This window comes from Nitrospira sp. (assembly GCA_016788885.1).
GTDB lineage: Bacteria > Nitrospirota > Nitrospiria > Nitrospirales > Nitrospiraceae > Nitrospira_A.
Map to the genome: position 1 here is coordinate 40,672 of JAEURX010000052.1, position 13,857 is coordinate 54,528.

12 protein-coding genes are annotated in these 13,857 nt (G+C 59.4%); 3 read left to right on the forward strand and 9 right to left on the reverse strand.

All coding sequences use genetic code 11. The features are described 5' to 3' along the window. Positions 1–37: 37 nt before the first annotated feature. The 5 genes from JNL86_13910 to JNL86_13930 form a co-directional block, all read right to left on the reverse strand. Positions 38–685 carry a phosphoribosylglycinamide formyltransferase gene (locus tag JNL86_13910; GenBank protein ID MBL8044004.1) on the reverse strand — a complete coding sequence of 216 codons (648 nt, stop codon included), beginning with the start codon at positions 683–685 and terminating at the stop codon, positions 38–40. Positions 686–698: 13 nt separating this feature from the next. Next, complete coding sequence (locus tag JNL86_13915; protein ID MBL8044005.1) at positions 699–1,736, reverse strand: phosphoribosylformylglycinamidine cyclo-ligase; 1,038 nt, start codon at positions 1,734–1,736, stop codon at positions 699–701. A gap of 204 nt (positions 1,737–1,940) precedes the next feature. Continuing rightward, positions 1,941–3,341, reverse strand: a complete 1,401-nt coding sequence (locus JNL86_13920) for a sigma-54-dependent Fis family transcriptional regulator (protein MBL8044006.1) — start codon at positions 3,339–3,341, stop codon at positions 1,941–1,943. Between the two features lie 48 nt (positions 3,342–3,389). Beyond that, positions 3,390–5,687, reverse strand: coding sequence for a HAMP domain-containing protein (locus JNL86_13925; protein ID MBL8044007.1), 2,298 nt, complete (start codon positions 5,685–5,687; stop codon positions 3,390–3,392). 201 nt (positions 5,688–5,888) lie between these two features. Continuing rightward, positions 5,889–6,308: a DUF1844 domain-containing protein gene (locus JNL86_13930; protein MBL8044008.1), complete on the reverse strand. Its 420-nt coding sequence runs from the start codon at positions 6,306–6,308 to the stop codon at positions 5,889–5,891. 135 nt (positions 6,309–6,443) lie between these two features. Between JNL86_13930 and mazG the strand changes: the two genes are divergently transcribed. After that, complete coding sequence (mazG, locus tag JNL86_13935) at positions 6,444–7,352, forward strand: nucleoside triphosphate pyrophosphohydrolase (protein MBL8044009.1); 909 nt, start codon at positions 6,444–6,446, stop codon at positions 7,350–7,352. Then, complete coding sequence (locus JNL86_13940) at positions 7,349–7,963, forward strand: hypothetical protein (GenBank protein ID MBL8044010.1); 615 nt, start codon at positions 7,349–7,351, stop codon at positions 7,961–7,963. The genes mazG and JNL86_13940 overlap by 4 nt, the downstream gene beginning before the upstream one ends. A gap of 366 nt (positions 7,964–8,329) precedes the next feature. Here the strand turns inward: JNL86_13940 and JNL86_13945 are convergent, their stop codons facing one another. The 4 genes from JNL86_13945 to hemE form a co-directional block, all read right to left on the reverse strand. Continuing rightward, positions 8,330–8,746 (reverse strand): hypothetical protein, encoded by a 417-nt coding sequence (locus tag JNL86_13945; GenBank protein ID MBL8044011.1) that lies wholly within the window; start codon positions 8,744–8,746, stop codon positions 8,330–8,332. A 28-nt stretch (positions 8,747–8,774) separates the two neighbouring features. Next, entirely contained in the window at positions 8,775–10,244 is a 1,470-nt protein-coding gene (gene hemG / locus JNL86_13950; protein ID MBL8044012.1) for a protoporphyrinogen oxidase, read from the reverse strand. Positions 10,245–10,454: 210 nt separating this feature from the next. Next, the gene (hemH, locus tag JNL86_13955) at positions 10,455–11,405 is read right to left on the reverse strand and encodes a ferrochelatase (GenBank protein MBL8044013.1); all 951 of its coding nucleotides are present in this window, start codon (positions 11,403–11,405) and stop codon (positions 10,455–10,457) included. A 17-nt stretch (positions 11,406–11,422) separates the two neighbouring features. After that, positions 11,423–12,448, reverse strand: a complete 1,026-nt coding sequence (hemE, locus tag JNL86_13960) for a uroporphyrinogen decarboxylase (GenBank protein ID MBL8044014.1) — start codon at positions 12,446–12,448, stop codon at positions 11,423–11,425. Positions 12,449–12,809: 361 nt separating this feature from the next. Between hemE and JNL86_13965 the strand changes: the two genes are divergently transcribed. Continuing rightward, positions 12,810–13,829, forward strand: a complete 1,020-nt coding sequence (locus tag JNL86_13965) for an acyl-CoA desaturase (protein ID MBL8044015.1) — start codon at positions 12,810–12,812, stop codon at positions 13,827–13,829. The last annotated feature ends 28 nt before the right edge of the window (positions 13,830–13,857 follow it).

Consider the following 13,857-nt stretch of genomic DNA (forward strand, 5'->3'; position numbering starts at 1 on the left):
AGATGAAGTTAACGTGATGGTTCTGCGAAGCAACCCATCACGGATACTGAAAACCGACTGCCGGTTGAGGAGGATCCGTCACCACTACCCGCCGCCCTTCCACTCGCAACCGCCCTTCGGCATAGAGCTGAACGGCTCGTGGATAGATGCGATGTTCGTGCTCCAAAATACGAGCGGCTAACGTGTCGGCCGTGTCCCCTTCGACAATCGGCACGGCCGCCTGAATGATGATCGGGCCTTCGTCCACGCCTTCCGTGACGAAATGCACGGTGCAGCCCGCAATTTTGCAGCCGTGTTCGATGGCTTTCTTCTGTACATCCAGGCCAGGAAACGAAGGAAGCAGCGACGGATGAATATTCATCATTCGGTTTTCATAGGCTGAGACCAGCACCGCGGTGACGATTTTCATGTACCCGGCCAGTAGCACCACATCCACTTCATGCTTCTGCAACACTTCAAGGACGGCACGGTCATAGGCCTCGCGGCTCTCCGGTCTCCCCGCAAAAGGTTTGGGATCGAGCCACACCGCCGGCGCGCCATGCGTGCGTGCGCGCTCGAGAGCCACGGCATCCTGCTTGTTACTGATCACCACGGCGATCTCTGCCGACAGCGCATCCCGCTCAATGGCGTCGATGATCGCCTGCAGATTGGATCCCCGTCCGGAAGCCAAGACACCGAGCCGCACGAGCCGAGGCGCCTTAGCCGACATACTCGACCACCCCTTCGTCGGTCTGCTGTGCGACCATCTCGCCGATGTGATACGCCTGCTCCCCTAACTCACGAGCCTTCGCCATGACCCGATCAGCATGATCGGGAGCCACGACCAGGATCAGGCCGATTCCCATGTTGAAGACGCGATACATTTCATCCAGCGGCACCGAGCCGCGCGCCTGAATCGCCTCGAAAATCGGCAACACCGGCCAGGACCCACGACGAATCCGCGCGCCGCATCGCGCTGGAAAGACTCGCGGCAAATTATCGGTGATCCCCCCGCCGGTGATATGGGCAATCCCCTTGATCGGACAGCATTCCATCAGCGACAGCACTTGCTTCGCATAAATCCGCGTGGGCGTGAGCAGGGTCTCGCCGAGCGGTCCGCCTAATTCCGGCATGACCGTTTCGACGGTCAACCGGCTTCGCTCCAGCAGGACTTTCCGCACGAGGGAAAAGCCGTTGCTGTGCACACCGCTCGAGGCCAACCCGATGATCACGTCACCCGGAACAATCTGCTTTCCGTCGATGATCTTCGGACGATCCACGACGCCCACGGCAAAACCAGCCAAGTCGTATTCACCGTCGCCGTAAAACGAGGGCATCTCGGCTGTTTCACCGCCGATCAACGCACAGCCTGCTTGACGGCAGCCGTCGGAAATCCCCTTCACCACCGCTGCCGCCGTCGCGATGGACAGTTTGCCCGTGGCGAAGTAATCGAGAAAGAACAATGGCTCCGCACCGCTCACGGCGATATCGTTGACGCACATCGCGACCAGGTCGATGCCGACCGTGTCGTGTTTGTCCATGAGGAAGGCGATCTTGAGTTTCGTCCCGACGCCGTCCGTTCCCGACACGAGCACCGGATCCTGGTAACGATTGGCCTGGAACCGGAAGAGGCCACCGAAGCCGCCCAGATCGGTCATCACCTCAGGGCGAAACGTCGCCCGCACATGCGGCTTGATTCGCTCGACGAATTCATCGCCGGCATCGATATCGACTCCGGCATCACGATAGGTAGTCATTGGGGCCGCATCTTAGCGATGGACGAAAGGATAGGTCAACATCAGAGATGGACATCAGGGCACTCGCCGTTACGAACACGTTGCTCAAAACGGTCGTCCAGCAAGGCCGCAAGGAGCCGACGCGAGTGAGGCGTACCCTCGGGGTACGTCGCAGGGAGCGTCGCGACTGAGAACGCCGCTGGCGGCCGTTTTCAGCAACTTGCCTTACATTTCGGGACGCATCTCCACATCAAGCAACTTAATCTTCCGATGCAAATGGCTGCGCTCGATCTTGAGGTCTTCGGCGGTGCGGGAAATGTTCCAATGATGCTCGCGCAGTTTGCGGGCGATAAATTCTTTCTCAAACGCATTGCGGGCATCGCGGAGCGAATCATACGGTCTGGTCAGCAATGTATTGGCCGGTTGCACACCGGCGGCCGATTGTGCGACCAGCGGTTGAGGACGCACCTGCAAGGCGACGGAGGCATGCGCCGCTTCGATTACCGGACCGGGCACCATAATCATCAGCCGCTCAATCAAATTCCGCAGTTCACGGATATTCCCCGGCCATTCATACTGCATGAACACATCCATGGCCTCCGGCGACACCTGTTTGATCTTCAGGCCCTGCTCTTCTGCATGCACGCGCAAGAAATGCTTCACCAGCAACGGGATGTCCTCACGGCGATCGCGCAGGGTGGGCACCACAATCGGCACCACGTTCAGCCGATAGAACAGGTCTTCACGGAACGTCCCCTTCTCGATCTCCTGCAGCAGATCCTTATTCGAGGCGGCCAGCACCCGTACATCCACCTTGATCAACTTGGTCCCCCCGACCCGCGTGAACTGCTGTTCCTGAAGGGCACGCAACACCTTGGCCTGCGTGCTCAGACTCATGTCCGCAATTTCGTCCAAAAACAACGTGCCGCCGTCGGCTTGTTCGAACTGGCCCCGCTTCATGGTGGTCGCTCCGCTGAAGGCCCCGCGCTCGTGACCGAACAACTCGCTCTCGATCAAGGTTTCAGGAATCGCCGCGCAGTTCACCGCCACAAAAGGCCGGGTCGCCCTGTGGCTATGCTGATGGATGGCCCTGGCCACCAATTCCTTCCCGGTGCCGTTTTCGCCGCCGATCAACACACGACTGTTCGTGGGACCGGCCGTTTCGATCAGTTGCTTCAACTGTTGCATGACCGGCGCCTGCCCGATGAGTTCGAACTTCCGTTCGACCTTCGTGCGGAGGCTGCGGTTCTCCTGCTCCAGCCGATGCTGATCCAGAGCGTGCTTGACCCTGAGCGTCACATTTTCAAGCGAGAGCGGCTTTTCGATATAGTCGTAGGCGCCCAACTTGATCGCCTTCACCGCGGTCTCGATCGACCCATGCCCGGACATCATCATTACCTGCGTGCTGGGCACCAGTTCGCGCAGGCGTTTGAGTGTCTCTAGTCCGTCCATCTCAGGCATCCAGATGTCCAGCATCATCAGTTCGGGTGGATTCATGGCGCAATGTTTGAGGGCCTCCATGCCGCTTTTGGCCACACTCACGTCATACCCTTCATCCTCCAGGATGCTGCTCAAGGAATTCAGAATGGAGACTTCATCATCGACAATGAGAATCGAAGCAGACATGCATCCCCCACATACGATCCGGCAACAGCAACACGATCGTTCGTTCCTCTACACCGGCAATTCGAACGTGAACAAGGCTCCCTTCGGCTGATGATTGCCGGCATGAATCTGGCCGTCGTGATCGGTCACAATCCGTCGCACGATCGCCAACCCCAGGCCGGTCCCGGTCTTCTTTCTGGAAAAATAGGGCACAAAGAGTTTGTCCTGATCCTCGGGGGCGATGCCCGTGCCTTCATCCGCCACGGTGACGACCGCCCGGCGTTGTTTGGTATCGTATCGGGTCGTGATCCACAACCGTCCCTTCTGATTCATGGCATGAATGCCGTTATCGCAGAGATTCACCAGGACACGCTTGATTTGCTCGCGATCGAAATTGAAAGGCGGCAGGTCGGAGTCGAGGGACACCACACAGGCAATCTCGCGATGTGCGCTCTCGTAGAGCGCCACGACTTCTTTCACGACATCGTCGAGAGAGTTCATCGTCATGTGCGGCGCCGGCATGCGTGCAAATTTCGAAAACTCATCCAACATCTGCTTGAGGCTGCCGACCTCGTTGACGATCACCTGGGTGGACTCGTCGCAGATACGGTCGAAATCCGGCGCCTTGTCCTGAAATTTTTTGCGCAGCCGCTGCGCGGAGAGTTGAATCGGCGTCAACGGATTCTTGATCTCATGCGCGATCCGCTGCGCGACTTCCCGCCAGGCCGCCGCCTTCTGCGCCTTGATCAATTCCGACAGGTCCTCAAAGATCAGCACGAACCCGAGATCCTTGTTCGACTCGTCCTTCATGCGCGAGCAATGCACACCGATGGTCAGAAAGCGTCCCTGCAAATCCAGCTGCCCTTCCAGCGCGATGTTGTCCCGTTGGTCGGCCAGCATGCGATCATAGACAGACTGAAATAGATCGAGCTTGTACTCTTTGAACACCTCGTTGGCGGAACGGCCGCGAAACCGGTCGGCCCACAATCCCAACATGCGTTCGGCTGACGGATTAAAGGTCGTGATGAGTCCCTGACGGTCGATCGACAGGACCCCCGCGGCAATCGTATCGACCACCGTCTCGATATACGCGCGCCGTCGGTCCAGTTCGAGGTTGGACTGGCGCAGCGAGACGTTCGCCTCCTCGACCTTACTTTTACTGCCTTGCAAATCGGCAGTCATCCGGTTGAAGGATTCGACCAGAGTGCCGATTTCATCCGTCGCCTTCGCTTCGATACGAACCGACAGATCCCCCTGCGCAATAGCCTCGGTGGCTTCGGCCAACCGTTGAATCGGCACGGTGATACCGCGCGCCACGTAAAATCCGAACCAGGTGGCGCTGAACAAAATCATCACGGTGATGACGGCCACCAGGAGATACGCGCCGGCCTTGATGGGATTCTTCATCGCTTTCATCTGTTTATACTCGGCATATTGCCGACCGATGCTCTCCATTTTTCCGAGCAACGATTCCGGCACATAGGCGTCGACCACCACGACTCCGTCGATTTCCCCGCGCCGCACGCTGGAGGCAATCGGTACACCGGCCCGCACCAACCGGCCGGTCTGCGCTTCCTGCACCGAGGTCAGCTCCTGCTTGCCGTTGATCACCTGTAACACCAGCTGACCAATCGGCAGATCGAGCACGGTTACCGGCACCTCAGGATCCAAGGCCTTCGTCAGCGTTTCCATTTTTGAGGAGAACACCTCGATGCCAGCCGTGGCATATTCGGCTCGTTTTCTGGCGATCGCCGCGACCAACAAATCCCGTTGCTCCGGCAGCAACAATTCCTCGCGAAAGATCTCATGACTGATGGCACGCGCGCTGTTGATCGCCAACGACACATGCCCGGCATGGTGCATGCGCGCCACCTCATACGAGTCCTTCATCACATGTTCGATCTGATCGTTGAACCAGACATCAACGGCTTTGTTGACCAGCCCGCTGGCGACCAATGCGAGCAGCACGGTGGGAATGAGGGAAAATCCGATGAAGGCCGCGACCAGCTTTGCCCGAAACCCTGACCCCACCAGACGATGTCGGCGTTCGAAATAGGCTTTGATGAGGTTGCGGGACAGGAGCAGCGTGAGAACGACAAACCCGATCAGGTCGAGATTGACCAGTAGCAAGACGAAAGCATACCCGGTGCTGGGGAGAAAGGAATCCGATTCCTCCCCGACCGGAACAGCCATTTGCGCATAGTACAATGTCAGCGCCAGGCATGGCAGGAGGAGGATCAGGACAATCCAGACAGGCCGGACATGGCGCTTGCGCCGCTCGCTCTCCAGGGAGGCGGGTGAGGACGGCTCCTGTTCGCGCAACACCCCCGGAGGGAGGAGTTTGGTCATGTCCGTCGACTCAGGCATCGAGGCTACTCCGACTCATTTTCGGCCCGTGCAGGCCTGCCTCACTATAACGAATTCCCCCAAGAGTCTCAAAATCTGCACAGCACCGACTGGTCTCGCTTCAGAAAGCTCGGCGACACGGGTAAGGGCACAAGGCAAGGGAGAACCCGGGGGAGAGGACACGCGGCAAGGGACGGCGCGCACGCAGGAAGCACTCACACGTTACGGGGTGTGGATCGACGGTTTTCCGGCAGTCAGGCTCACAAATTTCATCCTCAACGCGTAGAGCATGTCCTTCATGACGACCTGCTCGTCCGGCGTGAGGTTGCCTCGGGTTTTCTCTTCCAGCATGGACAGGAGATCGATGATTTCCTTCGCTTGAGGAAGGTTCAGCGGCATGGCCGGCTGTTGAGGATCCAATTGTTCCCCCATCAGCATCAGAGCCGAACTGCCCATGGAAATCACGAAGGACGAAAAGTTGACCGGCAGATGCCCGGCATGCCCATGCGCGTCAGCATGATGTGACTCGGCCGGTGCCGGTTCAGGAGTAGGAGGTGTGGGAGCCGATGCTGCGGCGGGCGCCTCTTCACCTCGTCCTCGACGATCGCGGATGACGAACCCTTGCTCCTTCTCATCACCCATATACATGCCCTCCGATCAACCGGCCATACCGTGCAGGGCCGTACCCTACCATAGGCCTGGAGGGCACGCAAGACAGCCAGGCCCGTTGAAGGCCGGATCAAACTCGGTTAGAGTGGCGCCACGAAAGGAATTCGCATGTCCGCACGTTTCGACGACGTTGTCCGTATCATGGCTCGCCTCCGTGCCCCCGGCGGTTGCCCCTGGGATCGAAAGCAGACCCACGAGTCGCTGAAGCCCTACCTCATCGAGGAAACCTACGAAGCGCTCGATACCATCGATCGACGCGACTTCGCCAAGCTCAAGGAAGAGCTGGGCGACGTGTTGCTCCAGGTGCTGTTTCACAGCCAGATCGGCACCGAAGCGGGCACCTTCACCATCGACGACGTGCTCGAGCAACTCGGCGACAAGCTCGTACGCCGCCATCCGCACGTCTTCAGCGAAAGTGCCGACGGGACACCTGCCCTCAATTCCGACCAGGTCGTGCATCGCTGGGAAGACATCAAACGGGCCGAGCGCAAGAGTGCCGGAAAGCCGGATTCGGTCCTGCACGACATTCCCAAAGCCCTGCCGGCACTGTTGCGGGCCTACCAGACTCAGGTTCGTGCCGCACGGGTGGGATTCGACTGGCCCGAGAGCCCACAGGGGCTGGCTGCGGTCCTCGATAAGGTGGACGAAGAACTCGGGGAACTTCGCCACGCCATCCACGACGCGTCGCCACCGCCGCAGACCGCCTCCACGCCCAAGATGGAGCCGACAGCGGCCATGGCCGCCGAACTGGGAGACCTGCTGTTCTCACTGGTGAACGTGGCGCGTCACCTCAAAGTGAATCCGGAGGAGTCCTTGCGGCTGGCAACGAATCGCTTCACCAGCCGCTTTCAGTTCATTGAGCAGGAGGCGGCGCGAACTAGCCGCAACGTGAATGATTTGACCCTGGCGGAGATGGATGCCTTCTGGAATGCCGCGAAGCAGCAGGAATCACAGGAGCAGAACCAGGCAGGCGCCACGCCGGCTCCTTCAACGAACCCGACTCACTCTTCCTCATGACCACCGACAAGAATCCATACGAAGAGGGCAAACGCGCGGGGCTCCATCCGCTCATCGTCATCTTCGGCGCCATTCTCATCATGTGGCTCCTCATCAATCTCGCCGTGCCCAGCGGGAAACAAAAGCAGGCTACCGGCCCCGAAATTTCACAAGTGGTGATCGAGGATCCCGATGCAGCGCCGGTGATGTTTAAGGTACAGGCGACGCTGACGGAATTTAATGCCGTCAGCATCGTGGTACCGGCGCAGGTCACGACCAGTCAGGTTGTCGGCCTGCTGAAGCAGTTCAAACAAGCCCGGCTGGATCAGAATCTGCCGTCCATGCTCCCGGCCACGAGCCCTGGCCACAAACTCGGCGACCAGGCAGTCGCCGACCTCTACATTTTTTCAGACCCCAAGTATGCGACGCCTGACGTCGTGGGCACCTTGGCACGCGGAGCCCATGCTCCGGGCAACCTCTACCCCCAGGCGATTCCTTTCGAAGAGGCGATGGAACAGGTGCGCGGCCATTACCGCATCGATCTGAACGACACGAGCAACCCCGACACCGGCGCCATCGGATTTGCCGACGAATCCGGGGTTCACAGTAAACAATATCGACGCATTTTCTAGAGACTCCCGTCGAAAACCCACGCCAGACGCGCCGTCGCTATCCCCAGCCTCATCGACACCGGCAAATATGCCCCTAGGGGTTTTCATCTTCTACCGCATATGGTGGTCCGTATCGCTGGCACCCCAATGCCTAAAACTTGTGCAGGGTGCTGAAGGGCCGGTCTGCCGAGGGCCCAGGACGGCTCGACGGCCACTATGCACATGCTTATCCACAGATTCTGTGCGTGAGGAAGAGCGACCCGGCGCGCGCGAGCGACATACCTTAGACACGTTGGCATGGGGCCCTGAACGGGGAAGCGAGAGACCACCGGCAGGCTGAGAATCGCGACGGCTTCGATGCGCCGCCGTCGTACCGGCGAAGAGAGGCTAGCTCCCGAGGCCGATCGTGCTTTTGATCTCCGCGCGCAAGGCCTCCTGCTCGGCCTGCACCCAGGCCTCGAGCTGTGGGAAATGGTGCGCGAGTGGACCGGTGAAGGGAGGCACCAGTACATCGCCGCGCTCCTTCAACCAGCCTTCCGCTTCGGCAATTCGAACTTTCTGATCCCCGATCTTTCGCGAGAGGAACTTGTTGACCATCAGCTGTTGCCCCGGACTTCCCGTGACCGTTCCGAGGAGCTTGGCTTTGACGTACTCCAACTCTTCCGTCAAGGCGATCTTCACGCGAACTGCATGGGTCGCCGCCCAGGTCGCCCGTTGAATGGAGTAGTCGTATGAAAACACCGGCTCTCGGGGCTCGCGAAACGGGCCGGTCACATTGGAAATCACCAACTGGTCGTTCAACATCTTCGTCTTCCCTCTTTTGCCTCACCCGTCATGATTCCGGCCTGCCGGTGGAAACCGATTGCAGGTACCGAAGCGTGCGGGCGGCTGTCTCCGCGCCGTCTCTGATGCAATCAGGCAGGCCGACGCCCCGATAACCGGCGCCCGTGATTGACAACCCACCGAATCGGGACACCGCCGTCTCCAGCTGTGCCAGCCGGTCGAGATGCCCGATCGTATACTGCGGCATGGCCCGATGCCACCGGTTCACGTCCACGTAGTGCGGCGCCGCCTGGAGGCCCACAATAGACGCCAATTCATCTCGCACGCATCGCACCAGCGCTTCATCGTCCTGCTGGAGGATCGCTTCCCGCCCCACACCACCAAGATAACACCGCACCGAGACCTCGTCAGGCGGCGCACGATGGGGCCACTTGATCGAAGTCCACGTCGCGGCAATCAAATCGCGGCCTTCAACCCGAGGCACCACAAAGCCGAACCCCTGCAACGTGTGTCCCACCGCCGCGGCCGGATAGATCAGAGAAATCGTCGCCGTCGAGGCATAGGGAATCGTCTCCATCAACCCGGCAGCGAGGGGACTCAACGGCCGAACGAGGTCGGCACTCACATAGGCCGGCGTCGCCAACACCAAGGCTTCTGCCGAAAGCGCCGTCCCATCGGAACACACCACATCGTACATCCACCGGCCCGCCTGATGCGACCGGACGCGGACCGCTTCGGCTTGCACTCCGGATTTGAGCACGCCGCCGCCCTGCTGAATGCGAACCGTCAAGCCGGCTACCAGATCCGCCAAGCCGTGTTTCAATGTGACAAACATCGTATGTCGCGAGCGACCGTCGGAAGGGGCCTGCGCGCGAGCGCGACGGGCCGCCATCATCCCGCGGATCACGCTGCCATGCGACTGTTCCAATTCATAGAATCGAGGAAAGGTCGCACGAAGGCTCATCTGTTCGGCATCACCGGCATAAATACCGGCCATCAACGGCTCCATGACCCGTTCGCAGGCATGCCGACCGAACCGGCGGCGAAAGAAGGACGCCAACGACTCATCCTCCGTCGATCGTCGCGGCGGAATCAGGACGTCGCAACCCATTCTGGCCAGATCGATCCAGGACAAGAGCCCGCTGCGAAAAAACGGTCCTAGCTGGGACGGGGTAAAGGTCACCAACCCTTCCGGCAACTCATGCAACTGCCCGCCCCGGAGGACGCTCGCCTTCTTTTCTACCGGGTTAGTATTGATGAGCTGATCGGTGATACCTAGTCGTCGGCAGAGCTCCATCCCCCAGGGCTTCTGGGACAGAAACGAATCGGGCCCTGCCTCCATGACCAGCTGGCCCACCCGATGGGTCACGATCTTTCCGCCCCAGACCGGCGCGGCATCAAGGATGGTGCAGGACAGCGGCAGGTTGGCGGTTGCCGCCTGCTCAAGAAGAGCAAAGGCCGTAGAGAGGCCCGAGATACCTCCACCAATGATGATGACTGACTTTGGCGTGCGCGTCACAGATGGTGCTGCTAGTAGGAGGTGAGACAAGACTGCGACGATCCATGAACATTTCGAGCGTCAGGATAAGCGACGAATGATTTCCCGAGGATAGGCAACCAGGTCCTGTAGCGCGACGGCTCCACGCGGGGAGGTGAGTCGTACGTCGCTGGGTAGGTCGACCCTCGGAGCGACGCAAGAACAATGCTGCAGGCCTGTTTCAACATCCGTCTAATCAACCAGCGTGGACTCGTGTGCATCCACCACCGACGTCAGGATGTCGATCAATGGAGCCGAGGCGTTCAGCATGGGGATTCGTTTCAGGTCAATTCCCTTGGCTCGGGCCGACTCGGTGAGCTCAATATCAATATCGTACAGCGTTTCCACGTGGTCACAGAGAAAGCCGATCGGCGCCACCAGCACATGCCGGTGTCCTTCATCCGCCAACGCCTCCACTGTCGCCTCAACGGATGGCCCCAACCAGGTCTCTCCCGAGCGTCCCTGACTTTGATAGGCGAAGCGCGTCGGGCGGTCGCCGAGTTGCGCACAGACCGCTTGAGCGGTGCCATGGACCTCCTCGGGGTAGGGATCCTTCATGGCGATCACCCGCTCCGGCAGGCTGTGGGCGGTAAACACCACCGGCACCTGTTCACGCACGCCTGCGGGAAACGTGTTCAAGGTCCGCTGAATATGCTCGACGATGGCGGCGATCAACAATGGATGACGATGCCAACTCGTCACGAAACTGATCGGCGTCTCATCAGCACAGGCAGCCCGCGCGTCTTCCACCTGTTGCATGTACGCCCCGATGCTGAGGGAAGAGTATTGTGGCGCCATGCACAGCCCGATAATCCGTTCCGGGCAGGCGTGTCGCAGCTCGGCGTAGGTTTCCTTGATAAAAGGATGCCAATGCCGCAACCCGACGTAGCAGCGATAGCGTGCTTCGCCTGAGTCATTCAACCGCCGTTCCAGCGCGCCGGCAACCTCGCGCGTAATCTCGAGCACGGGAGATTTCCCGCCAGTCATCCGATAGCGAGTCCGGATTTCTTCCACCAGTTCGGGAGAGGTCGGTCGCCCGCCCCGCACATCCTTCAGATACGGCTCGACATTGTCCAGACAATCTGGCCCACCCATGGCCATCAGCAATATGGCGATCGGTCGCTGGGATAGAGGCATGCTCAACTCCAGCCGCAGCCTGGTTATGTTTTGCTTAATCGATGGACGAGATCAATCGTTGCGGCGACATGTTCCACGGGCGTATTGGGGAGAATGCCGTGGCCAAGGTTGAAAATATGCCCTGGACGTCCGCCGGCCCTCCGCAGAATGTCCGTCACGCGCCGCTCAATCTCATGGATGGGAGCAAACAATGCCACCGGATCCAGGTTTCCCTGCACAGCGCGATCGTGCCCCACCATGGCCCAGGCCTCATCGAGTGGAATGCGCCAATCGATGCCGATCACATCGCCACCTGCCTGACGCATCGACTTGAGGATGGCGGTCGTCCCGGTGCCGAAATGAATGAGCGGCACCCCCTCATGCTTGAGGCCGTCAAAAATCAGTTGCACGTGCGGCATGACATATTCGGCATAGTCACCGGCCGACAGGCAGCCCACCCAGCTATCGAACAGCTGCACGGCCTGAGCCCCGGCCTTGACTTGCCGACGAAGGTAGCCGGTGATCACCCGCGCAAACTTATCCATCAAGCGATGCCAGACTTCCGGCTCGCCGTACATCATCTGCTTGGTATGAATGTAGTTGCGAGAGCTGCCCCCTTCGATGGCATAACTCGCCAGCGTAAACGGAGCCCCGGCAAATCCGATCAGCGGGACACGGCCGGCCAGCATCGTGCGGGTGAGGCTGATGGCGTCCATCACATATTGAAGGCCGTCGTCGTCCATGACCTTGAGCCGATCCACCGCCGCGCGATCCCGTACGGGATTGTGAATGATCGGTCCTTCGCCCTCGGCAAATTCCAGGGAGAGGCCCATCGGTTCAAGGGGCAGCAAAATGTCGGCGAAGATGATGGCGGCGTCGAGGGCAAACCGGTCAATGGGCTGCAAGGTGACTTGCGCCGCCAATTCCGGCGTTTTACAGAGTTCGAGGATCGAGTGCTTTTCCCGCAATCGTCGATATTCGATCATGTACCGGCCTGCCTGGCGCATGAACCAGACCGGCGTACAATCAACCGGTTCGCGCCGGCACGCTTTCAAAAATCGATCATTCATAGTGGGGCGCATTGTAGAGGGGCAGTCAGAACAGAGTCAAACAATCTGAGCCGAGAACGATTGCGCAGCCGGCCTCATCGCCCCGGCCGAGGCGTACAGTCCCGTCGTAACCGCCGCGCATGTCAAAAAAATCCCGACGCAAGGATCAAAAATCTCACGACATTTCCCTACTGATCCGTGTATACTACTCGCACGTGTCTGAAAACCTGAGTCTCTTCGCTCACTGATCGACACTATCCCGTGTATTGAGCGGCCTGCCTATCGCATTACTCGCAAGCGCCGCAAAGATGAAATCCCGCGACTGCAAGAGCGGCGCGACCCCTCGGTAACGCATCCTGATTGACACAACTGTGGAGGTGGCATGAGTAGTGACTTGCATCCACTCACCTTACCCGAGAACGGTGAGCTGCCTAAAACCGTCGAACAACCTGCGGTTGCGCAGGCCCCGAGCCACACACCCTGGCTGACGATCCTGCATTGGTTTGATTCGTGGGCCGGCATCGAAAACATGAAAACCGATGCTGCTCCCGCCACCGTGGACTGGCTGCGGGCCATTCCGCTCATCACGGTCCACTTGATCTGTCTCGGCGTGTTCATCGTCGGCTGGAGTTGGGTTGCCGTAGGCGTCTGCGCCGCCTTCTACTTCATCCGCATGTTCGCCATCACCGGATGGTATCACCGCTATTTCTCGCATCGCACATTCAAGACTTCCCGAGCCTGTCAATTTGCCTTTGCGTTGTTGGGCTCGTCGTGCGCACAACGCGGTCCCCTCTGGTGGGCCGGCCACCATCGGCACCACCACATCTATTCCGATAAGCCCGAAGACACGCATTCGGTCCGCCAGGGAGGATTCCTCTGGGCCCATATCGGCTGGATCAGCTCCAAGAAGTTTTTCCCGCCACGCCTGAAGAGCATCGGCGACTTCGCCAAGTTCCCCGAACTGCGCTTTCTGGATCGCTTCGACACGCTAGTGCCCACCATCTGCGGATTCGGCATGTTCGGACTGGGGAAGCTGCTGGAAGCCTATGCACCAGGACTCGGCACGAATGGTCCGCAAATGTTGATCTGGGGGTTCTTCGTGTCTACCGTGGCCCTGCTCCACGGCACCTGCACGATCAACTCGCTCTCGCATGTGTATGGATCGCAGCGTTACAAGACGGGGGATGACAGCAAGAACAACTTCATCCTTGCCATGATCACGCTCGGCGAGGGATGGCACAACAACCATCACTACTATGCGGCCTCGACCCGCCAGGGATTCTATTGGTGGGAAATCGACATTACCTACTACATCCTCCGTGCCATGCAAGCGGTCGGCTTAGTGTGGGATATCCGCGAAGTCCCAACGCACGTTCGGGAAGGAAAAAGCAAACTCGCCTGACGATACAAGGGGGGCGGTCATTCAAGCC

Excerpts from the sequence above, each read along its gene's own strand:
- JNL86_13915 (MBL8044005.1), bottom strand. The coding sequence starts at position 1,736 with ATGACTACCTATCGTGATGCCGGAGTCGATATCGATGCCGGCGATGAA.
- JNL86_13920 (MBL8044006.1), bottom strand. The coding sequence starts at position 3,341 with ATGTCTGCTTCGATTCTCATTGTCGATGATGAAGTCTCCATTCTGAAT.
- JNL86_13925 (MBL8044007.1), bottom strand. The coding sequence starts at position 5,687 with ATGCCTGAGTCGACGGACATGACCAAACTCCTCCCTCCGGGGGTGTTG.
- JNL86_13930 (MBL8044008.1), bottom strand. The coding sequence starts at position 6,308 with ATGGGTGATGAGAAGGAGCAAGGGTTCGTCATCCGCGATCGTCGAGGA.
- mazG (MBL8044009.1), top strand. The coding sequence starts at position 6,444 with ATGTCCGCACGTTTCGACGACGTTGTCCGTATCATGGCTCGCCTCCGT.
- JNL86_13940 (MBL8044010.1), top strand. The coding sequence starts at position 7,349 with ATGACCACCGACAAGAATCCATACGAAGAGGGCAAACGCGCGGGGCTC.
- JNL86_13945 (MBL8044011.1), bottom strand. The coding sequence starts at position 8,746 with ATGTTGAACGACCAGTTGGTGATTTCCAATGTGACCGGCCCGTTTCGC.
- hemE (MBL8044014.1), bottom strand. The coding sequence starts at position 12,448 with ATGAATGATCGATTTTTGAAAGCGTGCCGGCGCGAACCGGTTGATTGT.
- JNL86_13965 (MBL8044015.1), top strand. The coding sequence starts at position 12,810 with ATGAGTAGTGACTTGCATCCACTCACCTTACCCGAGAACGGTGAGCTG.